Origin of the sequence: Aurantimonas sp. A3-2-R12 (assembly GCF_036016755.1) — a bacterium.
GTDB lineage: Bacteria > Pseudomonadota > Alphaproteobacteria > Rhizobiales > Rhizobiaceae > Aurantimonas > Aurantimonas coralicida_A.
In genome coordinates this window covers 162906-184686 of record NZ_JAYXIH010000003.1, presented here as the reverse complement: position 1 = coordinate 184686, position 21781 = coordinate 162906, and the positions used below count along the sequence as shown (strand labels likewise).

The window sequence follows — 21781 nt, the reverse complement described above, 5'->3', positions numbered from 1 at the left end:
GCGATCAGCATGGAGACGATCGAGTTCATCATCGACAATATCGACACGATCATCGAACTCGGCATCGAGCATCTTTGGATCGTCGGCGTGGCGGTGGGGCTCGCCATTCTCACCGGGGTCCCGATCGGGATCGCGATTACCCAGAACCGGGCCGTCGCCGACGCGGTACTCTATGTCGCCTCGATCATCATCACCGTGCCCTCGATCGCGCTCTTCGGCCTCCTGATCCCGGTCCTTTCGATCATCGGACAGGGGATCGGCTATCTGCCCGCTGTGATCGCCATCCTGCTCTACTCGCAGCTGCCGATCATCCGGAACACCTATACGGCGATTACCAATGTCGACCCGGCGCTGCGCGAAGCAGCCAGAGGTATGGGGATGACGTCCGCACAGCGTCTGCGGCGTGTTGAGATTCCGCTCGCCGTGCCGGTCATCATGGCCGGCGTCAGAACCGCGGTTGTCATGAATATCGGAGTGGCGGCAATCGCTGCGTATATCGGAGCCGGCGGTCTCGGCGTGCTGATCTCGCGCGGCATCAGCCAGACCGATCCGCGCCAGCTCATCACCGGCGCGCTCGCCGTCAGCCTCCTGGCGATCCTTGCGGACTACACCCTCCTGTGGGTGCAGAAGCGCCTAACCCCGAAAGGTGTCGAGCAATGAACTTGGAAGGGGGGAGCGAACGATGATCCGGCTGGAGAATCTGACGAAGGTCTTCGAGACGCCGAACGGGCCGATCGTCGCCGCCGACCGCATCAATCTCGATGTGCCGCGGGGCGAGATCTGCATCCTGCTCGGACCTTCCGGTTGCGGCAAGACGACCGCGTTGAAGATGATCAACCGGCTGATCCCCCATACCTCCGGTAAAGTCTACATCGATGGCGAGGACACCGACAAGATCGACACGGTCGAGCTGCGCCGCCGGATCGGCTACGTGATCCAGCAGATCGGCCTGTTTCCGAACATGACCGTCGAGGAGAATATCTGCGTCGTTCCCAAGCTTCTCGGCTGGGACATGACCAAGGCCCGAAAGCGCGCCGCGGAACTTTTGGAACTCGTGGCGCTCGATCCGGCCCAGTTCCTGAAGCGTTATCCCAAGGAGCTCTCCGGCGGGCAGCAGCAGCGGATCGGCGTCATTCGCGGCCTGGCCGCCGACCCGCCGGTGATGCTGATGGACGAGCCGTTCGGCGCCATCGATCCGATCAACCGGGAGATTATCCAGGACGAGTTCCTGAAGATGCAGGCGGAACTCAACAAGACGATCATGTTCGTGAGCCACGATATCGACGAGGCGGTGAAGATGGGAGACAAGATCGCCATCTTCCGCGCCGGGAAACTCGAGCAATACGATAATCCAGACAATATCCTGGCGCATCCTGCAAACGAGTTCATCGCCGAATTCGTCGGCGCGGACCGGACGCTGAAGCGGTTGCGTCTGGTCACGGCCGCCGAGGCCATGGACCCCGAGGCGCCGGTTGTCTCCCGGCATACGACCACCGCCGACGCCGCCGCCATCATGCGCGAGCGGGAGATGGATTTCGCGGTGGTCCTCGACGCCGAAAAACGCCCGACGGGATATCTGACTATTGAGACGGCCACCCAGAACGGGGGCAACGTCGCCGAAGTCACGGCGCCGTTGCTGACGACGGTACGGGAGAATGCCGATCTGAGGACCGTCGTCTCCGAAATGTTCACCCACGACAGGAGCTGGGTGGCATGCGTCGACGCAGCTAACACATATCAAGGCGTCATCACCCAATCGAACATCAAACGGGTATTGGGCGAAACCTATCGCGCCAAGGCCAACGGCGGTGAGGCGCATCATGGCCGCTGAAAGCCGCCTTCCACTGCTCGCCGGCCTGGCTCTCGCCTTCGCGCTGGGGGTTTGGGTGACGAATGTCGGACTAATCGCCAACATCGCCGACTACTGGGCCGACATTATCTACCTGACACGGCAGCACGTGGTTCTCGTCGGCGTGTCGGGGAGCCTTGCCATCCTTATCGGCATTCCGACCGGCATCTGGCTGTCGCGGCCGGCGATGGCGGGGGCGGCCGAGACGATCATGCAGATCTTCAATGTCGGCACGACGATTCCGACGCTGGCGGTGCTGGCTCTCTCGATGACGCTGCTCGGCATCGGTTTTACGCCGGCGGTCTTCGGCCTCTTCGTCGCCTCGCTGCTGCCGATCATCCGCAACACCTATGCCGGCCTTCTGGCGGTGCCGGCCTATCTCAAAGAAGCCGCACGCGGGATGGGCATGACGCCGTCGCAGATTCTCTGGCGCGTCGAGATCCCCAACGCGCTTTACGTGATTTTCTCCGGCATCCGCACGGCGCTCGCGATCAATGTCGGCACCACGCCGCTGGCCTTCCTGATCGGCGGCGGCGGGCTCGGCGAGCTGATCTTCACCGGCATCGATCTGATGGAGACCGGCATGCTTCTCGCGGGAGCCTTGCCGACGGCCACGCTCGCCGTCCTGGTCGATTTCATCATGAGCCAGACGCAGTACTGGCTCATTCCACGCGGCGTGAATCCGCTTCGCTGAGATGGGCGCACGCCCAAACAACAAGGAGGAACCACCAAATGTTCTACAAACCCCTAAAAGCCTTGATAGCCGGCGGCCTCCTCGCGCTCGCCTCGACCAACGCGGTAACGGCCGAGGAGATCGTCGTCGGCGGCAAAAACTTCACCGAGCAGCAATTGCTCGCCGAAATCACCACGCAGTTCCTCGAGGCGAAAGGCTACGAGGTCGACAACCGCTCCGGCATGGGCTCGGCGGCGGTTCGTCAAGCCATGGAAAACGGCCAGATCGACGTCTATTGGGAATATACCGGCACCTCCCTGATCACCTACAACAAGATCGAGGAGAAGCTCGGACCGGACGAGACCTACGAGAAGGTCAAGGAACTCGATGCCGAGAAGGGCCTCGTGTGGCTCGCGCCGTCCGACGCCAACAACACCTACGCTCTCGCCATGCGCAGGGCGGACGCGGAAGAGAAGGGCGTCGAAAGCCTGTCCGACCTGGCCACGAAGGTGAACGAGGATTCGGGCCTGACGCTGGCCTCGAACGCCGAGTTCTATGCGCGACCCGACGGTCTCAAGCCGCTGCAGGAAGCCTACGGCTTTGAGTTTCCCCGCTCCGACATCAAGCGGATGGATTCAGGCCTTGTCTATCAGGCGCTGAAGGACGGCGAGGTCGACGTCGGCCTGGTCTTCGCCACCGATGGCCGCATTCCGGCCTTCGACTTCGTCACGCTGAAGGACGACAAGGGCTATTTCCCCTCCTACGCCTTGGCCCCGGTGGTCCGGAAAGAGGTTCTGGACGAGTCCCCCGAACTCGACGCACAGCTGAGTTCCATCGCCGAGAAGCTCGACGATTCCACAATGGCCAGACTCAACGCCGAGGTCGACGTCGAGAAGAAGAGCATCGAGGAGGTTGCCGAAACCTTCTTGAAAGAGAATAACCTCGTCTGAACGGCGAGTGTTGAAACCGTCGGGGCGCTCGTGCCGCCCCGACTTCCGTTGTGGGTACGGTGTCGTCGGTGAGCCTGTTGTGAATTCCAAATTGATCGTCAATGCCGGGGTTGCGCAGATCGCAAGCGTCATCGGCGACGCCAACGCGAATGTGGACAAACATCTCGACTGGATAGCGGACGCCCGCCGCGCCGGTGTCGATCTGCTGGTGTTCCCGGAACTCTCGCTGGTCGGCCATCAGGGTCCGGACAGTCTGCTTGAGGCGGCGATGAGCCGTCACGACCCACGACTGATACGGCTCGCCGAGGCCGCGGGGGAGATGCGCGTGGTCGTCGGCCTGATCGAGGAGGGACCCGGCGCGCAATTCTACAACGCCGCGGCGAGCCTCTATCGCGGCGGGCTGGAATACATCCACCGCAAGGTCAATCTTCCGACCTATGGCCAGTTGGAGGAAGGCAAGCATTTCGCCAATGGCCGTTTTGTCGACACCTACACCCTCGACGCGAATTGGCGGGCCGGATTGCTGATCTGCGCCGATCTCTGGAATCCCGCGTTGACGCATCTCGCCTTCCTGCATGGCGCGACTCTTCTGATCGCACCGATCAGTTCCGGGGTGGAGGCCGTCGGCGCGGAATTCGACAATCCGGGCGGCTGGAAGCTGACGGCGAAGTTCTATTCGATGATGTACGGCGCCCCGACGATCCTCGCCAATCGCTGCGGCGTCGAAAAGGATCTGACCTTCTGGGGCGGCTCGCGCATTGTCGACCCGTTCGGCGCCGAGCTGGCGGTGGCGGACGATGGAGAGAGAATGATCATGGCGGAGATCGACTATGATCAGGTGCGCCGGGCGCGGCGCCAGTTGCCCACCGTACGCGATTCCAACATCGACCTCGTCCTGCGCGAAACCGAACGCCTGGTCAAACAACTCGGCGTTCCCGATTTCATCCGCGTCGGTGGCTGAGGAGCATAGGATGCGCGATTTCCTTCTGACCGACGAGGATCGCGGCTTTCGGGATGAGATCCGGCGGTTTTTCGCGGAGGAACTCGCCCCGCGCGCCGATGCCATCGAGAGCCGGCAGGACTGGGAAGCGGTGAAACAAGCCGTTCGGGCGCTCGGCGAGGCCGGCTACATGAAGCTGATGTTCGCCGACCTGTATCGTGGCGAACTTTCCGCTTCCGGATTGACCCACGCCACCATCGTGTCCGAGGAGGCGGCGGCGCTCAACTACGCCTTCGAGACGACGATCGCGACGGCGCTGTCCTGCGCCTTTCCGCTTCATCGTCACGCACGGCCGGATATCCGTAAGCGTTATCTGCTGCCGATTCTGGAGGGCCGAGCCGTCGGCTCGATCTGCATGACCGAGAAGAATGTCGGTTCCGACAGTGCCGGCATGGAGACGACGATCCGCTTCGACGAGGCGGCGAGCGAATGGGTCATCGACGGCTTCAAGCGCTACATCTCCAATGCCGGCAAAGCCGACATCTACGTCGTCTGGGGGATCAGCGATCCCAGCGTGGCGCCGCAGAAGGGGATGTCCGCGATCGCCGTGCCGGCGGATGCGCCCGGTCTTTCCTTCCCACGCAGCTACGACTTCATGGGGCGGCGCGGCTGCGTTGTCGGCGAGGTCGCGCTCGACGGCGTGCGCGTGCCGGAGGAAAACCTCCTCGGCGAGGTCGGCGGCGGGTTTCGTATCATGCTGGGCGCCTTCAACTTTGAGCGCGTCATCCTCGGCGGCTCCAGCCTCGGCGTCGCGCGGTCGGCCTTCGATATCGCGCGAGAGCACGCGGAGACACGCGACGCCTTCGGGCAGAAGCTGGGGCAGAAGCAGCTCATCTGGGACATGATCGCCGAGATGAGCTGGCGGATCGACGCCGCGGAATTGCTGACCTACCGGGCTGCCAAAATGTATGACGCCGGCCTCGACGGAAAGGCGCTGATGCGCGAGGCGGCGCAGGCCAAACTGGTCGCCACCGAGACGGCGACCTTCTGCGCGGATCGAACCGTACAGATCCTCGGCGGCGACGGTATCACCCGGCAGTATGGAAGGGCGGAACAGATCTACCGTGATGCCCGCGCCCTGCCGATCGTCGGCGGCACGTCCGAGATGTGCAAATACCTGATCGCCGCCCGCGAGATGCCGACGATCAAGCCGAATCTCTGATGTTCAAGACGGAAAGACGATCCCAGTGAATATCGCCCGTATGCTCGAAGCGTCGGTGGACCGCTACCCAGGCCATCCGGCCCTCATTTTCGAGAACCGGCGGTGGACCTACGCCGAATGGTTCGCCNGCTCGAAGCGTCGGTGGACCGCTACCCAGGCCATCCGGCCCTCATTTTCGAGAACCGGCGGTGGACCTACGCCGAATGGTTCGCCCGTATCCGCCGATTCGCCCAGGCGCTTTCCGACATCGGCGTCAGGGCGAGCGACAGGGTCGCTTTTTACGTCTCCACCTCGGAAAATTCCGTAACGACCTATTTCGCCTGCCAGCTTCTCGGCGCGGTCGCCGTGCCGCTCAATTATCGGCTGGCGGCGGGCGAGGCGGCCTACGTCATCCAGGATTCGGGCGCGCGGGTGCTGATCTATGGCCGCAATCTCACCCGGAACGCGCTGAAGATCCAGGCTCAAATCCGCTCGGTCCATGACTTCATCGGCTGTGCCTACGATGAAGCGAACATCCCGCGGGGCCACCACCATTTCGAGACGCTGGCCGAAGAGACACACGAGCGCGAGGAGATCTATCCGAGCCTCGACGGTTCGCACATCTCGGCTCTGGTCTATACGTCCGGAACGACCGGCAAGCCCAAGGGAGTGGTTCACACCCACGGCAACGACCTGTCCATCGCGATGAATTGCGTGATGGAATATGGTCTCAACCACCGCGACAACGCCCTCCATATCGCGCCCCTCTATCATGTTGGTGGCATGCAGGCCTATTTCATACCGCACATGATGGTGGGCGGCACCAACGTCGTCCTTGGGCGCTACGAAGTGGAAAAGACGCTGGCGACCATCGAGACGGATCGGATCACCACGCTCTTCGCCGTCCCGACGCAGCTCCAGGAGATGCTGTTTCACCCAGGTTTCAAGGAATTCGACTTATCGAGCCTGCGCCTTTTGACGACCGGCGGCTCGGCGATTTCGACGGCTGTGATGGAACGGGTTCTCGCCGAGCTTTGCCCGCGCGTCTTCAACGGCTACGGCATGACCGAGGCGAGCTTGGCGTTGCTTCTCCACCCGGACGACGCTCTCGCCAAGCTCGGCTCCTGTGGCAAGCCGACCTTGATCACCGAATGCCGGGTGATCCGCGACGATCCTTCGCGCGAGGTGGCGCCGGGCGAGCAGGTGGCGAGCGGCGAGATCGGCCAGTTGATCGTGCGCGGGCCACAGGCGATGAGTGGCTACTGGAACAAGCCGTTCGAGACGCAGAAGAAGCTCAAGGCCGGCTGGGTCTACACCGGTGATCTGTTTTCCAAGGATTCCGATGGGTTTTACTACTTTCATGGACGCGCCGACGACATGATCGTCTCCGGCGGCGAAAACATCCATCCGCGCGAGGTCGAGGAGGTTCTCTACCGCTGTCCGGGGGTTAGGGAGGCTGCGGTGATCGGTCTTCCGGACGATCGGTGGGGCGCGACGGTGACGGCGGTGGTGGTCCGCAGCGATCCCGACTTGTCGGCCGAGGCGATCGATGCCTATTGCCGGACAAGCGACGATCTGGCGTCCTACAAGCGGCCGAAGCGCTACGAATTCGTCGACGAACTGCCCACCAATCCCAGCGGCAAGGTTCTGAAGCGCGAACTGCTGGGCGCCTTCGAGGTCGTGTGCCAACGGATGCTGTAGCTCGGCGGTGTAGCGTCGCTGATGGCGTCTGCACCTTTCATAGCACTGTAGGACCGCATCACCGGTGCGGCGATCATCGAGGGTTCTGCGGTAGGGGTCGAGTTGCTGACAGCAACCTTGCGCTCGCGGCGGGACATCCAGAGGCCGGCATCGGTCATCCATTTGCGTAGCGTCTCGTTGCTGACTGCGATCTGGCGGCGCTCAATCAGCTCCTCGCAGGCAAGTGTTGGCCCGAAGTCCGCGTAGTTCTCGCGCACCAACGCCCGCGATCCATCGATCCAGGATCGAGGTGAGCGTATTGAGTTTGTCGGTTTTGACGGTACTTTATTAAAAGGTGACGTTCGACTTTCGCCGTTCAAGACACCCGTGAAATGGCCGATAGATGTCGATAGTTAACAGAATTTTTAAAGTCGGCACCGTTCCAAAAAAACCTGCAAATTCAAGAGGCTAACTTTTTGACGGTCTCGCTCACGGTATATGCCGGCTAAAAATAAATTTTGTGCAATTAAAACAGATGTTTAGGTCGAAAAAAATAATCGAATGGGAGTGATTTTCGCTCCTCCGGCAGTATCCGAAGGCACGCCACGATACGCTATAACGCATTGATAAATAGATAATAATCTATCATATCCTATTGGTGTCTATCGGTATGCAGCAATCGGAGTTGACGGTCCGTGTGACGGGCCTCGTCCATATTGATCAGCTCCAAATTCGGAAGTACCATCCGGACAGAAGTGGTCCTTGACGGTACTGTTTTCGATCTTCGGCGCGAACGTTGCGATAGACGCGGGTCCGACATCGCCGGCCGGGTTTGCGACCCTGTAGGTCAGCCGAATGAAGCGTCGCCCTCCGAAGCCGAAGGTCACAGGTTCGAACCCTGTCGGCTGCACCATTCCTGACTCCCAGTGGGTACGGCCCGCCCTCCGTCATTGTGAGTTGCTTCCGCAGAAAGCTTCGCTGCGAGATCGGGATCGAACGCTTCGATGAGACCGCGCTCCATCACCGTCATCAGGCGGCTGATCCGTTGTCGCGCGTTCGCCAGCTCTTCCTCCATGCGCAGCAATCGGACCCGTAAGTATGCGAGGAGATGAAAGCTTCGGGTTACGGCTGCGCAGCGATGCCTGGACCGCCTCGAAGCGCCGGGGGCGACGATCGCGGGACAGGACACGGTAACATGATCCTCCTTCGGCCGAGGAATACGGGGACAGGAAAGCCGCCATCACACCGAAGCCATTTCCACGATTGGCTTGGCCGAACCAGCCACTGGCGGCAGCGGCTGTTCGTCGACGACCGCATCGATGATGCGCCGATAGTCGCACCCATGCTTGATAGCGAGGGCTTTCCACCAGTCGTCGGTGTCGAAGATGGTGCGTGCGCTGGCCGCATGCTCCAGCGCCAGCTCCTGGTCTCCGAGCGCCGCATAGCACTGGCTAACGTACAAGTGGCCGAAGCCGTGATCGGGATATTTGTCGACGACGTTCTTCATGTAGTGGAGCGCGATGTCATGCCGCCCGATCTTGATGTTGTAGTTCTCGACGAAATTCACCCGAAGCTGGGTTTCGTAGGCAAAGGCCTCGAGCTTCACCGGGTCGATTCCCGGCGCCCGGATCACCGATTTGGTCGCGACGAAATTCTCATTGCCGGTGTTTTCGATATAGCCGTTCTCGACGCAGATATCATACAGCCGGCTGCCAAAAATCGGGATCGCGAGGTAGACGTGGATCCAGTCGAACCCGTTTTCCAGCAGCATCTCCAGCGTTTCCTGCCGGTGCTCGTCAAGCTCGCCGGGCAGGCCGGTGACGATGAACACATGCGATCGCACACCGTGCTTGCGCAAGGCTTCGACCGCGGGCCTGATCAGTTTCTTCTTCAGCGGCTTCTTGATGATGTTGTTGAGCACATGGTTAGACCCCGATTCCACGGCCAATGCCACCGCCGAGACCCCAGCTGCGGCCAGCAGTTCAGCCATGTCGTCGTCGATCGCATAGACTGCGGCGCCATTGGGAAACTCGCAGCGGATGTCGAGCTTTGCCAGCTCCCGCAGCAGCCGTTTGGCGCGCTCCTTGTCATGGAAGAAGTGGTCGTCCTCCAGCATGAGAACGGTCATGCCGAAATCGTCGCGCATGCGCCTGGCATCCGCGACCACACGTTCGACCGACATGAAGCGGACATCGCGGCCATGCAGCGAGGGATTGGAGCAAAACACGCACAGGAATGGACAGCCGCGAGAGGTGTGGATCGCCATTTCCCGCTTCGGCTGGTCGGTGTAGCGCTTGTCGATCCCGCGCTGGTTGTAGTTGTCGAGATCGATGATCGAATAGTTCATCGGTGGGATGTCGTCGAGATCGGCGATGAAATCGTGGGCCGGCGCCTTGCCCCTGGCAATCGCCGGCCGGTCGACCCAGGCGCGATGGTTCGCGATGACCTCAGCCGGATCGTCTGAATTGATCAGCGCCTTGAGCGGCAGTTCGCCCTCGCCCTTGCAGATGGCATCGAGATCCGGACAGGTGTCGAGCATCAACTTGTAGGCCGCCGAAGGCAGCCCGCCGCCGGCGATCGTCAGGATGCCGGGATCGAAATCCTTGGCGACTTTGACCAGCCGCTGGATATATCCGAACGACGAGTTGAACAGCGCCGAAATCCCCACGATATCGGGCTGGAAATCCTCCAGAACCGCTTGCAGTTCGGCATTGAAGACGGCCTCGTGGGCATCGACCGTCCGCGTTTCCACCAGCCGCTTGAGCGTGACATTGAGATCCAGCAATCGCATGCCGCCCAGCTGGGCGCAGTGTTTGACCAGATAGGCCTCCATCGACAGGATCCCGTAGGGGATCGTGAAGGCGGGCAGCACGGCCGCGCGATGCTTGTCGAGATAGTCGTTCGCGTTGAAATAGGGGGGAATGATGAAGAGCAGCTTTTTCACTGGTCGGACTCCCGATGTCCTGGAGGGGCGGTGATGGCCTGGAGCCACGGCATGGTCCACGTCCGACTTGCGATCAGCGGTTGGGCACACATCACGGCGTCGCTACTGCCATGATCGTCAGACCCGGTCGCCGCTCCTGATGGCCGCACCATGCGCGGCTTGCCCCGCCCCGTCCATCGCCTTTCGGCGTACCGCGGACCGAGCGGACCGGTCCAATCGACTGCGAAACAACACCGCGAAAATGACGAGGTCGGCGGAAGTGCCGGCGAGAACGGCTCCGCCCCTGAGGGGAACATCTGTCGCTTCGGAGGCGGCATGGCGGATGGCTCCGATGCGATCGCTGCCTGCTCCGTGTCGGACGACAGATTGGGAAAGACACCGGGGCCGACGACCCCAGTTCGACGGCAAGCGCCTGATGTCAGGTCGCATGACAGGCTGGTGTGACGCTGAACCTTCGCGTCCGGACCAAAGGGGACGTATCCCTGCGTGACGTTCGGCAGACATGGTTTTACGGTCGGCCGGGTCAAATGGGCGCGGCCTCCGTCCCTCCTGGCGCGAGGGGGGGGGGATGGCGGTGGCGGTCGAATGCGATCTTCTCTCCCATTGTAGCTGAAGGCTACGCGCTCGGTCATCCTGACGAAGTTCTGATGCAGGACCGAACGGCTCGCGGTCGTTCGCGTCGATCCCGGCTTCAGAGCCGTGCCGCGTGGATATCCCACCAGTTTGTCCTCGGTGCGAGTCGGCGCCCCGACCGGTCGCGCACCGTCCTCGCATAGAGGTCAACGAACTCCCGCTTGGCCAACCAGTGGCCCGGCACATCCTCGGCGAAGGGGCCTGAGGATGACGCGGGAAAGTCGTAGTCGATTTCCGTATCCCGCATCTCCCCCACCGTAGACTGATCCAGCAGCTTGAAGCCGTCATACCCAGCAGCGGCCAGTGTTTCGATGTAGTCGAATCCGAAGCGGCAATCCTCGACGCTCACATAGGAAGGCTTGGTGGGTTGCTCCCGCAATTGGTCCAGCACCAGCCCGTCCACGCCCTCGACGTCGATCTTCAGGTAGAACGGCGAGCCATGGCGCTTGAACAGGTCGCCGAGAGTCACGGCGGGCACTTCCACCGGGTGGGTCGCCGTGTCGTCGCGCCCCGCCCAACCGGGCTCGATGCTGCTCCAATGATCGTTGTCGTCATTGACATGGAAGGTCACGATGCCGGACGTCTTCCAAATTGCGGCTTCGACGAGCGTCAGACGCTTGGCGGCAATTTCGGGGGCAAACCGTGCGCGACCGGCGAAGGCGAGTCGCGGGTTCGCCTCCAGCGCAACGACATCGTACCCCTTGGCGAGATAGTAGGCAGTGTCGTCGCCATTGTTCATGCCGAGATCCATGACGAAACGATTGGCGGCGGCCGATACGGTCATGGAACGAGCCTCTCTTTGGGAAGGGCATAGAGCACGGCGCCTGTGCCGCACCAGGCATGGGTGCGCATGAAAATTGCGTAATCGGGCAGGTTCCGCACCAGCCAGCGCGGCGTCTCGATCAGGCCGGCAGCATCGTGATAGACAGTCAGCGCGACGAGCGGTCGGCACCGGTGCAACGTCTCCCGCGCGCCGATAAGAGCGGCGAGCTCCGCCCCCTCCAGATGCAGCTTGATGAATGTCACGTCGAGGTCCAGGTCGTCCAAGGGCTCGCTGGAGCGCAGAGCCTGACCTGTAACGGCGATCTGCGATGCATAGCCGAGACCATCATGAAAGCGGACCGGCTCGCGCCGCGCGCCAAGCACGGCGTCGACCACATGGATGTGGTCCCGCAGCTGCGGAGGAAGCCCTTCGACATAGGATCGGAGCCCGGCCCGGCTGGCCTCGTCGGGCTCCACGGCCCAGACCGTCGAGAAGACACCTTCGGTTTCCGCCAGCAGGCGGGCGGTCACGCCGCCATGGTGGGCGCCAGCATCGAGGAAGCGTTCGTCGGGGCGCAGGGCCGCCTTGATCTCGGGGATGAAGAAGCGCTCCCGCGGGACCACCGGGGCACCTGCGAAGTCCCACTCCTGCCGCCCGAGACGCCAAGCGGCAAAGCGCAGGTAATGCGCCCGGGAAGCATCGTCGGCGAAGGCCGCCAGCACCAGGCCGGCTTCTTCCAGTTCCAGCTCGGAGAGCTGAGAGGCGAACCAGCCATTGCTCAGTGGATGGCTGTCGCGGAACGCCTCGGCCACGTCATAGACGGGCACGCATGTGGTCCAGCCCTGGTCGTTGAGCACTTTGTGCAAAGGCGCGTAGGGGCTTGTGACGATGGAGATTGCGAGCAACGCCTTCGCCTTCACCTCCTTCGGCACGGTCTCGGGCGCGTGCACCGGGATGCCGGCCCAGGCCGGATCGTTTGCATGCGCCTCGGCGTTGCGATCGACAACGCCTGCGATGGGCTGGCCGACCGCATCGAGATGACTGCGGGCCAGCTTACCCAGATCGCCGGCACCATAGAGCCAGAGCGGACGGTTGCCGGGCACCACGGGACTGCCGCCGGGCGCGGCAGCATTGACCGCCCGGAGCAAAGCAGAAGCTCCGCTGGAATCAGGCATGGTGTCGAAATGGCGGCTGACCCGGTCATCGCGACCGGGGGATGCAGCGGGGCAAACAGAGGTCACGCCACCCACCATTCTTCGCGCAGCCGCGACAGCCGGTTCTCCCAATTACGCTGCCGCACCTCGGCCCAATCCCTTTCTCGCGCATTTGACCGCTCCGCCTGGAGTTCCCAGGCTCGGCGGGCTATACGGCGTCATCAATCTGCGGCTTTTGTCGCCGCAGTCTACCGAACGGCACCCTGAACGCGCTCCCTGCCGCAAACCTTGTGGCGCTTGCGCGGTGGCCACAGTGATTCCCGCCATGAGCCATCTGACCGGTGGCAGTGTGATCACGATACAGCAATGCGAACGGCAGCGCCGCCATGCAGACTGAACCTCGGCCCGATACCGACTGTCCCGCCTCAATGCGGCCGGGCTCGCTTCCCGCCAAGACAGTTTTGCTCACTGGCGCCACTGGCTTCGTCGGACGGCAAATCCACCGCGCGTTGAGCGAGAACGGCCACAGCGTGCGGGTGGTGCTGCGCACTGGCACTGGCGGCCGGCTGGCCGCAGAAGCCGACATTATCGAGACCGAGGACCTGTTCGCGGAAGAGCCGGCGTTCTGGTCTAAGGCGAGCGCCGGGGTGGACGCCATCATCCATGCGGCATGGTTTGCGACCCCCGGCATTTATCTCCACGCGCCGGAAAACCTCGATTGCGTTCGTGGCAGCCTGGCGCTGGCGCGTGGGGCCGCGTCTGCCGGTGTCGGCCACGTCATCGGCATCGGGACCTGCTTCGAATATGCGCTGCCATCTGCGCATCTGAGCAGCGACTCGCCGCTCGGACCAACGACACTCTACGCTACGGCAAAGCTCGCCCTGCTCCAGATCCTCCAGCCTTTTTTCGCCGGGACCGGCACCACGTTCTCATGGGCGCGGCTGTTTTATCTTTATGGCGAGGGGGAGCACCCCAGTCGTCTCGCCGCTTATGTCCGCCAGCAGATCGATCGCGGCCAGGTGGCCCGGCTCTCATCGGGCACGCAGCTACGCGATTTTCTCGATGTCCGCGCAGCCGGTGCCATGGTGGCGCAGGTGGTTGACACAGGCCAGCCTGGCGCAATTAACATCTGCTCTGGTCGCGCCGTTACCGTTCGGCAGCTCGCCGAGCGCGTGGCGGACGCAATGGGGCGCCGTGACCTGCTGGAATTTGGCGCCGCCGAGCCGCGGCCAGGAGATCCGACGGTGGTCGTCGGAGTGTGCAACCTGGTGTCGGCCGGAAACTGAGGACAAGTCCGAATTCATGAAGGCAGAGATCAAGCCACGCATAAACCTCGACGACCGGACGGCGCTCGAGACCGTCATTCCGCTCGAGACGCCCTTCGTCGTCTTCGTCGATCCCGCCAGTTCGTGCAATTTCCAGTGTACGTTCTGCCCCACCGGTCATCGCGACATGATCCGCGAGACCGGTCGCTACCAGGGCGCCATGAAGTTCGACGTATTCACGAAGATCGTCGACGATCTCGCCGAGTTTGAGAAACCCATCAAGGTGTTGCGGCTATATAAGGACGGCGAGCCGTTCCTGAACAAGCGCCTCGCCGACATGATCGCCTATGCCAAGGCGAGCGGGTATGTGGACTATATCGACACCACCACCAACGGAACCTTCCTGACCCCGGACCGCCTCGGCCCGGTACTGAAAGCCGGCCTCGACAAGATCAACATTTCCGTCGATGGCATGACGCGCGAGCAATACAGGCGCTTCACTGGCTTCGATTTCGACTTCGAAGGCTTCGTCACGAACGTCAAATGGCTCTACGCCAACAAGGGTCAGTGCGAAGTGGTGGTCAAGATCCCCGGCGAGTTGATCACCGAGGCGCAGCGGCAGGAATTCTTCGACACCTTCGGCGATCATTGCGATCGCATCTTCATTGAAAACTTCGCGCCTTGCTGGCCGGAATTCGACATCGAAGCCCACACGGGAGTCAAGATTACCCAAGGAATCTACCAGCAGCCGGTCGCGACGACGCAGACCTGTCCCTACATTTTCTATGGTTATTCGGTGAATGCCGACGGCCTCGTCAGTTCCTGCTTTCTCGACTGGGGGCGCAAGCTGATCATTGGCGACGTCAGGACGACGTCGATGAAGGCGATATGGAATTCCAACGCTATGAACGCGCTGCGCCTGCAGCACTTGGAAGGCAAGCGTTGCGAAAATAACGTCTGCAGCGGTTGCGGCCAACTCAGTCACTGCCTTCCGGACAATATCGATCCCTATCGAGTCGAGCTTCTGGCCAAATTCAAAGCAGAGGTTACGCTCGATCCTGCGATCGCGGCGCCCGGCGGACGGCGGCCCATGTTGGAAGCGGCTGAGTGAACATCCTCCACATCTGCGCCCATCTTGGTGGCGGCGTCGGCAAGGCCCACGCCGTGCTGGCCGAAGCCAGCCGAGACGAGCCTGCGGACGGAGGGCATCACCTGTGCCATACATACGTTCTCCTGGAAGAGCCGCGCGACACCACTTTCGTCAGGCGCATCGCGGAGGCCGGCGGGCACATTGTTGTCCGCCCCGGCAGCAAGCGGCTTTGCGATCTGGTGGAAGCGGCGGATGTGGTGCAAGTGGAGTGGTGGAACCATCCCCTTGTCTATCATTCGCTCGCCACTACACCCCTCCCGGCGATGCGTCTGGCGCTGTGGGTCCATATTTCGGGTCTTGGCCAGCCGCTCATTCCGGCCGGCCTTTTGGCTGAGGCGGATCGTACGCTCTTCACCTCTCCCTGCTCACTGGAAGCGACCAATCTCTTGCCGTTGGTGGAGGCACGCCCGGAGGCGTTCGGCATCGCCAATTCGGGCTTCGGCTTCGCCTCGCCCAAGCGCCGGGTGAGTCCCCGACACCCTTTGCGCTATGGCTATCTCGGCACGCTCGATTTCATCAAAATGCACCCGGCTATTTTCGATGTGATCGATGCAATGGACGGTGACATTCGCGTCGCCATGTGGGGTCACCTTGACCCAACGGGGGAGGTCGCAGCCCGCGCCGCCGCTATGCGATATCCCGAGAGAATTCGGTTCGAGGGCTATGCCAAAGATCCGCGTGCGGTCCTGAAAGGGATCGACGTCTTCTTTTATCTCCTGAGCCCAGGCCACTACGGCACCGGCGAGAACGCACTGGTTGAAGCCATGTCGATGGGAGCTACGCCCATCGTGTGGGATAACCCGGCCGAACGAAGTATCGTGCGCCATGGCCGTAACGGCTTCGTCGTGGGGGATGTCGCCCAGTGCGCGTCGTTGCTCGACCGGATACGGCAAAACGCCGGCGAGGTGGCGGAGCTGGGAGCCGCGGCGGCTGCCGACATGGCAAGGTCGCGCACGCCCGCGAAAACGCTGGGCGTCTTCGCCGAGACCTATGCACGATTGGCCGACTACCCCCGCCAGCGCCGTGATTTTGTCGCAGCTCTGGGGCGCGATTCGCGCGCCTGGTTCCTCTCCAGCTTACGCGCGGACCCGCAAGAAGCGGGAAGGAGGGACAGCGCGCATCTGCTCTCCGAAAGCCGATCGAAGGGCAGCATTGGTCATTTTCGCGCCTGCTTTCCCGACGACCCAAGCCTCGCCCCCTCGGTCGGATCTGAACCATGGCAGACGTCGCACCGGCGTGACGAGACGCGAACCGTCGCGTCGTAAGCGTCCTCTGACTCGGATGCGCTGGGCTTGCGCCGACAGCATCTCTCCGCGACCCGTCAGATAAGGTTTATCCTCGGCACGGCAGTAACGAAGGCGCCACCCCAGGCGCGGATGTAAGCCAATTGGGCGGTGACTTCGTCGGCGAGGTTCCAGGGCAGGATCAGGACACGGTCTGGCCGCGATTCCCGCAAATGATCTTCCGAGACGATCGGAATGCGGCTGCCGGGCATGAACCGTCCCTGTTTGACTGGGTTCTTATCCACGACATAGGGCAGAAGGTCGCGTTTCACGCCGGCGAAGTTGAGAAGTGTGTTGCCCTTGGCCGCTGCGCCATAAGCGCCAACGCTGAGGCCTTGGCGCTTGGCATCGATCAGGAAGCGCGTCAGATCGTCCTTGACCCGCTCGGCCTCGACCTGAAAACCGCGATAGAAATCGGCGTCGCTCATGCCCGCGTTTGCTTCCCGCTCCCGTAGCGCCGGAACGGATGCGCACACGGGATGGATGGCCGTATCGCGGCGCTGGGCGAAGACCCGCAGGCTGCCACCGTGGGTCGGCAGTTCCTCGACGTCGAAAACCAACAGTCCGTTGTGGGTGAAGATTCGCTCCACCACCGTCAGTGACAGGTAGGAATAGTGTTCGTGGTAGGCGGTATCGAACTGGTTGTCCCGCACCATCATTAGCAGATGCGGAAACTCGAATGTCGCAACGCCACTCGGCTTCAGCAACTTGGCGAAACCTGCCACGAAGTCGTTGATGTCCGGCACATGCGCCAGCACGTTGTTCGCGGTTATGAGGTCGGCTTGTCGGCCGTGCTCGACCAAGGTTTCGGCCAGGGCGTTGCCGAAGAAGCTCTCGATGATCTCGAGTCCTTTGACGCGCGCCGATGCGGCTGTGCCGACGGTCGGTTCGATTCCATAGCAGGGGATACCGGCGGCGGCGACATATTGCAGGAGATAGCCGTCATTGGCTGCGATCTCGACGACCGAACTTTCAGCTCCGAGGCCGAGGCGTGCGACCATCGTTCCCACATATTGCTTGGCATGCGCCAGCCAGGAAGACGAAAACGAGCTGAAATAAGCGTAGTCATCGGTGAACAGTGCGGCGCGGCCGGCGTAATCTTCGGTCTGCACGAGCCAGCAGCTGCCACAGACCAGCAGCCGCAGTGGGAACCAGATTTCCGGCTCCCGCAGCGCCTCTTCGGTGAGGTAGGCGTTGGAGGGCGGAGCGCTGCCGAGATCGAGAAACGGCAGACGAAGGGCGCCGCCGCAGTGCCTGCAGTTCACCAGATCGCTCCATTGCGTCGGGTCGATCTCACTCGTTCGCCTCCAATGCGGTCCGGCGCCACCGATGTGGCTGGTCGGTCAATGCTCGACTTTAGCCGCGGCGGCAAGCGGACACGAGTCGGCTTGTGAGAGCGTGGAAGAGGTGTTCAGCCAGCGGGCAAGGAGTTGCTTAGATCAGAATGTTGGCGCTGATATTCCTTTCGCTGACGATGAGCCCAGATTCATAGCCTTGATCCACAAAATCCTGGCGCAGATTCTCTTGTCCAATGAAGACAAGGCAGCCAGTCCGGGCGCCTTCGTCAGGCGCATCCGAGGCGGCTTCAACCCGGATACGCTCCTCCAGCCCCAGATCCCGCAACATGGTCCCGACGGCATCGCTGTCGCCGATACCGGCCAGCACTACGCGGTCGATTCCGGCGATGCCGTTGGCGAGGCGCGCCAGCGTCTGCGCCATGATCAACGGCGACAGCTTCTCCAGATTGTCGATCCCCTCGATCGCGTTGGGGTTGAGATAGTTCAGGCGGCAGAGGATTTCATAGGCGCGGATATAATCCCGGCGGCCCAGCCACAGTCTCAAGGTCACGCGCATACGCAATTGCAGAAAGCTGTCCACCATGTCGCGGAACGCCAGCCGTAATTCCGCGTCGGGGGTAACGTTATGCCGGCGCAGTAGGCTGAAAATCATGTATTCGATGCCACCTCGGAAGCTGTCCCAGTTGGACAGGTTGTCGGCGGTCCCTTCCTGGGATCGGTTGGGCATGACGGGCGACAGTGTCACCGAGCGGTAGTAGGGCATCTGCCGGAAGGCGATCGGCCCTTGCGCGGCGATCGCGGCGAGGTAGCTGAACGCCCAGTAACAGAAGCGTGGCGCCGAGACGATGCAGCGCACGGCATCGGCCCGGTAGATCGCGATCTCCGGGATGATGTGATTTTTGACGAGCATATTGAGCAGATCTACCTCCTGACCGGGATGGAAGACAGCGAGCTCGCTATCCAGCTGATAAAACAACTGATGCGAGGCCTTGTTCACATCGTCGTAGATGTCCCACGGGGTGTAGCAGGCCCGGATCTCCGGATTGGCCAGCATGAAGCGGATGTTGTCGGCCAGCGCCTCCGGGACGATCAGATCATCATCCGCCAGATAGACGAGATAGCGTCCCCGCGCATGGTGGAAGGCGCTGAGGAGATTGGACAGAACCTTGTTCTCTTCCTGACGGAAATAGCGGATCGGCAAGCCGTCCGCCTGGAAGCGCTCGACCACGGTGGCCGTATCGTCCGGCGAAGCATTGTCCGAGACGACGATTTCATAGGTGAAGTCGAAGGCCTGGCTCGCCTCGGCCAGATGCGGAAAGAGATGTTCGAGGAAGCGCGCGCGATTGTAGGTGGGGACGCAGATGCTGAGCGTCACATCGGACGGCGCCTCCATGACTGTGGTGGGCGCGCTGGCAGGCAGCTTTGCGGGATCGAAGGGAGCGTTCATGGCTTGAAGTCCTCTGCATTGGCATCACGGGCCGAGATGATCTGGGGTTCGGCCGGCCAGTTCACGCCGAAGGCGGGATCGTTCCAGCGGAAGGTGCGGGCGAGGTCGCGGGCGTAGATCTCGGAGACGAGGTAGAGGACCTCGCAATCGTCTTCGAGGGTAAGGAACCCGTGGGCACAGCCGGCGGGCACATAGAGGGCGTTCCAGCGGCTCGCGTCGAGTTCGACGGCGGCATGGCCGAGATAGGTCGGCGACTGCGGTCGCAGATCCACGGCGACATCGAAAATTCGGCCGCGCACGGCGCGAACGAGCTTGATCTCAGCCCTCGGAGGAGCCTGGAGATGCATCCCTCTCAGCGTGCCCCGGGAGGGGTTGAAGGAGATGTCGGCATGAACGAATCGATCCATCAGCCCTCGCGCCGCGAAGGTTTCCGCGCAAAACGCGCGCGCAAAAAAACCCCGCTCGTCGGGGAGTGGCTCGATCTCGATCTCCCAGGCGCCGGCCACCTTCGTCTCAATGAATCTCATCGCGACGCCCGCTCTTCATAGGCGGCAATCTGCGTCGTCGTGAATCCGCGCATGTCGGCACCGGCGCGGTGAGCGCGATACCAGTCGGCGGTCCAAGTAAGGGTTTCGTCCAGCGATAGGCGGGGTCGCCAGCCCAGTGCCTCGGCGGCGCGATCCGAGCGCAGACGCAACGCCTTCGCCTCGGGCGGATGCGGTCCCTCGTCGGCAAGCCAGGCTTCGGCAGCGCCCCAAGCGGCGGCGAGCCGCTCCGCCATCTCGGCTACCGTGGCGGACTGATCCGGGTCCGGACCGAAATTCACAGCCTGCGGCGCGCGGGCCGGCTCCTCCGTCAGCGCCTGCGCCAGTTTCAGATAGCCCGCCAGCGGCTCAATCACATGCTGCCAGGGCCGGGTCGAGCGCGGCGCGCGTAGATGGACGGGCCTCCCCGCTTCGAGCGAACGCACGCAATCGGCCACCAGTCGATCCTCCGACCAGTCTCCGCCGCCGACCACATTGCCGGCGCGGGCGGTGGCCAGTGCCGGGCCGCCCGAACCGAAGAAACTGTCGCGGAAACCCTGGACGACGAGTTCGGCACAGGCCTTCGAGCAGCTGTAGGGGTCATTGCCGCCAAGCCGGTCGTCCTCGTCAAACGGACGACCATCATCGCGATGGGCATAGACCTTGTCGGTGGTCACCACCACCACCGCCTGCACATCCGGTGCCCCACGTATGGCCTCAAGAAGGTTCACTGTGCCCATGACATTGGTCTCGAAGGTCTCGACCGGCTCGGCATAGGACCGCCGCACCAACGGCTGGGCAGCCAGATGAAACACCACTTGCGGGCGCGCCGTTTTTACCAGCGGCGCCAGCGCCGAGAGATCGCGGATGTCGGCGAGATGATGGTCTTGGCCGTTCCAGGGGCCAAGTAGGTAATAAAGCGCCGGCTCGGTCTCGGGCGCGCGGGCAATGCCCGTCACCTGCGCCCCTAGGCGTTCCAGCCACAGAGAGAGCCAGCCGCCCTTGAAGCCGGTATGACCGGTGACGAGGACGCGGCGGCCGGTCCAGAATCCGGTCACGTCCAAACCTTCCATGGCGCGGCGCTGGCATTCCACATTTCGTTGAGGTGAATACGCTCGCGCAGCGTGTCCATGGGACGCCAGAAGCCATCATGGCGAAAGGAGGCGAGTTGGCCTTCGGCGACCAGCCGTTCCAGCGGCCCGCTCTCCCATACCGTGCCGTCGCCCTCGATGAGATCGAGCACCTCCGGTTGCAGGACGAAGAAGCCGCCATTGATGCGTTGCGTGTCGGCCGTGGGCTTCTCCACGAAGGCCGAGACGCGTTCGCCCTCGATATTGACCGTGCCGAAACGGCCGGGTGGTGCCACGGTACACATTGTCGCCTTGAGCCCGTGCGCGCGATGAAACGCAGCTTCGCGGGCCACGTCCACGTCGGCGACCCCATCGCCATAAGTCATGCAAAAGGGCTCGCCCGGCGTAAGATACGGCTTGGCGCGCTTCAGCCGCCCGCCTGTCATAGTGTCGAGACCGGTGTCGATCACGCTGACGCGCCAATCGAGCTTGTCCGATTGGTGATAGTGGATCAGGTTCCGGCCGAGATCTACCGTGACGTCGCTGTGGTGCAGAACGAGGTTCGCGAAATATTCCTTGATCTGGTAGCCCTTGTAGCCGGCACAGACGATGAAGTCCTTGAAGCCAAAATGGGCGTAGATGCTCATGATGTGCCAGATGATCGGCTTTTCGCCGATCTCCACCAGCGGCTTCGGCCGCACCGAGGTTTCCTCGGCCAGTCGCGAGCCGCGGCCGCCCGCCAGGATAACGACTTTCATGCCTTATTCCGGGCTTCTGCATGCGCCGATTTGCATGGCGCTACAGATGAAAACGGTGAATGACGCTGCATCAAAATCTGCCAGAAGTCCCCGAGAATCACCTGATTGACTTAAGGGAGACTCGCTTGTGTGGGCCTGATGATAAGCCGGACGGACGGCGGTTTCGTCGATTCCAGATGGCGGCAAGTGCCTGTCGACA

General features: G+C 62.3%; 19 protein-coding genes. 10 read left to right on the top strand and 9 right to left on the bottom strand.

Annotated features, from left to right (window positions below; translation table 11 throughout):
- Positions 1 to 9: 9 nt before the first annotated feature.
- The 7 genes from VSX60_RS02950 (at position 10) to VSX60_RS02920 (ending at position 7314) form a co-directional block, all read left to right on the top strand.
- A complete protein-coding gene (locus tag VSX60_RS02950) occupies positions 10 to 660 on the top strand; it encodes an ABC transporter permease (protein ID WP_327622655.1) in 651 nt (216 codons plus the stop codon).
- A 22-nt stretch (positions 661 to 682) separates the two neighbouring features.
- Complete coding sequence (locus VSX60_RS02945; protein ID WP_327622654.1) at positions 683 to 1831, top strand: ABC transporter ATP-binding protein; 1149 nt, start codon at positions 683 to 685, stop codon at positions 1829 to 1831.
- Positions 1821 to 2543, top strand: coding sequence for an ABC transporter permease (locus VSX60_RS02940; protein WP_327622653.1), 723 nt, complete (start codon positions 1821 to 1823; stop codon positions 2541 to 2543). The genes VSX60_RS02945 and VSX60_RS02940 overlap by 11 nt, the downstream gene beginning before the upstream one ends.
- 38 nt (positions 2544 to 2581) lie before the next feature.
- On the top strand, positions 2582 to 3472 hold the full coding sequence (locus VSX60_RS02935) for a glycine betaine ABC transporter substrate-binding protein (RefSeq protein ID WP_327622652.1): 891 nt from the start codon (positions 2582 to 2584) through the stop codon (positions 3470 to 3472).
- A gap of 79 nt (positions 3473 to 3551) precedes the next feature.
- Entirely contained in the window at positions 3552 to 4433 is an 882-nt protein-coding gene (locus VSX60_RS02930) for a nitrilase-related carbon-nitrogen hydrolase (protein ID WP_327622651.1), read from the top strand.
- Between the two features lie 10 nt (positions 4434 to 4443).
- A complete protein-coding gene (locus VSX60_RS02925) occupies positions 4444 to 5634 on the top strand; it encodes an acyl-CoA dehydrogenase family protein (RefSeq protein WP_327622650.1) in 1191 nt (396 codons plus the stop codon).
- Positions 5635 to 5775: 141 nt separating this feature from the next.
- Positions 5776 to 7314, top strand: coding sequence for a class I adenylate-forming enzyme family protein (locus tag VSX60_RS02920; protein WP_327622649.1), 1539 nt, complete (start codon positions 5776 to 5778; stop codon positions 7312 to 7314).
- Positions 7315 to 8176: 862 nt separating this feature from the next.
- On the opposite strand, the gene VSX60_RS02910 is transcribed toward VSX60_RS02920, so the two are convergent.
- The 4 genes from VSX60_RS02910 to VSX60_RS02895 form a co-directional block, all read right to left on the bottom strand.
- Positions 8177 to 8368 (bottom strand): hypothetical protein, encoded by a 192-nt coding sequence (locus VSX60_RS02910; protein ID WP_327622648.1) that lies wholly within the window; start codon positions 8366 to 8368, stop codon positions 8177 to 8179.
- Positions 8369 to 8533: 165 nt separating this feature from the next.
- Positions 8534 to 10237, bottom strand: coding sequence for a B12-binding domain-containing radical SAM protein (locus tag VSX60_RS02905; RefSeq protein ID WP_327622647.1), 1704 nt, complete (start codon positions 10235 to 10237; stop codon positions 8534 to 8536).
- A gap of 691 nt (positions 10238 to 10928) precedes the next feature.
- Positions 10929 to 11654, bottom strand: a complete 726-nt coding sequence (locus VSX60_RS02900) for an FkbM family methyltransferase (protein ID WP_327622646.1) — start codon at positions 11652 to 11654, stop codon at positions 10929 to 10931.
- The gene (locus tag VSX60_RS02895; RefSeq protein WP_327622645.1) at positions 11651 to 12781 is read right to left on the bottom strand and encodes an FkbM family methyltransferase; all 1131 of its coding nucleotides are present in this window, start codon (positions 12779 to 12781) and stop codon (positions 11651 to 11653) included. The genes VSX60_RS02900 and VSX60_RS02895 overlap by 4 nt, the downstream gene beginning before the upstream one ends.
- Before the next feature lie 434 nt (positions 12782 to 13215).
- Here VSX60_RS02895 and VSX60_RS02890 point away from each other — a divergent pair, with 434 nt between their 5' ends.
- From VSX60_RS02890 to VSX60_RS02880, 3 genes are read left to right on the top strand one after another with little or no spacing between them, the layout of a single operon-like run.
- Positions 13216 to 14073 carry an NAD-dependent epimerase/dehydratase family protein gene (locus tag VSX60_RS02890; RefSeq protein ID WP_327622644.1) on the top strand — a complete coding sequence of 286 codons (858 nt, stop codon included), beginning with the start codon at positions 13216 to 13218 and terminating at the stop codon, positions 14071 to 14073.
- Between the two features lie 16 nt (positions 14074 to 14089).
- Entirely contained in the window at positions 14090 to 15163 is a 1074-nt protein-coding gene (locus VSX60_RS02885) for a radical SAM protein (RefSeq protein WP_327622643.1), read from the top strand.
- Positions 15164 to 15216: 53 nt separating this feature from the next.
- Positions 15217 to 16467 carry a glycosyltransferase gene (locus tag VSX60_RS02880; protein ID WP_327622642.1) on the top strand — a complete coding sequence of 417 codons (1251 nt, stop codon included), beginning with the start codon at positions 15217 to 15219 and terminating at the stop codon, positions 16465 to 16467.
- A gap of 56 nt (positions 16468 to 16523) precedes the next feature.
- Here VSX60_RS02880 and VSX60_RS02875 read toward each other — a convergent pair whose 3' ends face one another.
- The 5 genes from VSX60_RS02875 to rfbF all read right to left on the bottom strand — a co-directional run bounded on the left by VSX60_RS02875 (position 16524) and on the right by rfbF (position 21582).
- Positions 16524 to 17750, bottom strand: a complete 1227-nt coding sequence (locus VSX60_RS02875) for a class I SAM-dependent methyltransferase (RefSeq protein WP_327622641.1) — start codon at positions 17748 to 17750, stop codon at positions 16524 to 16526.
- 169 nt (positions 17751 to 17919) lie between these two features.
- Positions 17920 to 19230: a glycosyltransferase family 2 protein gene (locus tag VSX60_RS02870; protein ID WP_327622640.1), complete on the bottom strand. Its 1311-nt coding sequence runs from the start codon at positions 19228 to 19230 to the stop codon at positions 17920 to 17922.
- The gene (gene rfbC, locus VSX60_RS02865; RefSeq protein ID WP_327622639.1) at positions 19227 to 19757 is read right to left on the bottom strand and encodes a dTDP-4-dehydrorhamnose 3,5-epimerase; all 531 of its coding nucleotides are present in this window, start codon (positions 19755 to 19757) and stop codon (positions 19227 to 19229) included. The genes VSX60_RS02870 and rfbC overlap by 4 nt, the downstream gene beginning before the upstream one ends.
- The gene (gene rfbG, locus VSX60_RS02860; RefSeq protein WP_327622663.1) at positions 19754 to 20818 is read right to left on the bottom strand and encodes a CDP-glucose 4,6-dehydratase; all 1065 of its coding nucleotides are present in this window, start codon (positions 20816 to 20818) and stop codon (positions 19754 to 19756) included. The genes rfbC and rfbG overlap by 4 nt, the downstream gene beginning before the upstream one ends.
- Complete coding sequence (gene rfbF, locus VSX60_RS02855; protein WP_327622638.1) at positions 20809 to 21582, bottom strand: glucose-1-phosphate cytidylyltransferase; 774 nt, start codon at positions 21580 to 21582, stop codon at positions 20809 to 20811. The genes rfbG and rfbF overlap by 10 nt, the downstream gene beginning before the upstream one ends.
- Positions 21583 to 21781 lie beyond the last annotated feature (199 nt).

Excerpts from the sequence above, each read along its gene's own strand:
- VSX60_RS02870 (WP_327622640.1), bottom strand. The coding sequence starts at position 19,230 with ATGAACGCTCCCTTCGATCCCGCAAAGCTGCCTGCCAGCGCGCCCACC.
- VSX60_RS02945 (WP_327622654.1), top strand. The coding sequence starts at position 683 with ATGATCCGGCTGGAGAATCTGACGAAGGTCTTCGAGACGCCGAACGGG.
- VSX60_RS02925 (WP_327622650.1), top strand. The coding sequence starts at position 4,444 with ATGCGCGATTTCCTTCTGACCGACGAGGATCGCGGCTTTCGGGATGAG.
- VSX60_RS02890 (WP_327622644.1), top strand. The coding sequence starts at position 13,216 with ATGCGGCCGGGCTCGCTTCCCGCCAAGACAGTTTTGCTCACTGGCGCC.
- VSX60_RS02900 (WP_327622646.1), bottom strand. The coding sequence starts at position 11,654 with ATGACCGTATCGGCCGCCGCCAATCGTTTCGTCATGGATCTCGGCATG.
- VSX60_RS02950 (WP_327622655.1), top strand. The coding sequence starts at position 10 with ATGGAGACGATCGAGTTCATCATCGACAATATCGACACGATCATCGAA.
- VSX60_RS02910 (WP_327622648.1), bottom strand. The coding sequence starts at position 8,368 with ATGGAGGAAGAGCTGGCGAACGCGCGACAACGGATCAGCCGCCTGATG.
- VSX60_RS02935 (WP_327622652.1), top strand. The coding sequence starts at position 2,582 with ATGTTCTACAAACCCCTAAAAGCCTTGATAGCCGGCGGCCTCCTCGCG.
- VSX60_RS02885 (WP_327622643.1), top strand. The coding sequence starts at position 14,090 with ATGAAGGCAGAGATCAAGCCACGCATAAACCTCGACGACCGGACGGCG.
- rfbC (WP_327622639.1), bottom strand. The coding sequence starts at position 19,757 with ATGAGATTCATTGAGACGAAGGTGGCCGGCGCCTGGGAGATCGAGATC.
- rfbF (WP_327622638.1), bottom strand. The coding sequence starts at position 21,582 with ATGAAAGTCGTTATCCTGGCGGGCGGCCGCGGCTCGCGACTGGCCGAG.
- VSX60_RS02940 (WP_327622653.1), top strand. The coding sequence starts at position 1,821 with ATGGCCGCTGAAAGCCGCCTTCCACTGCTCGCCGGCCTGGCTCTCGCC.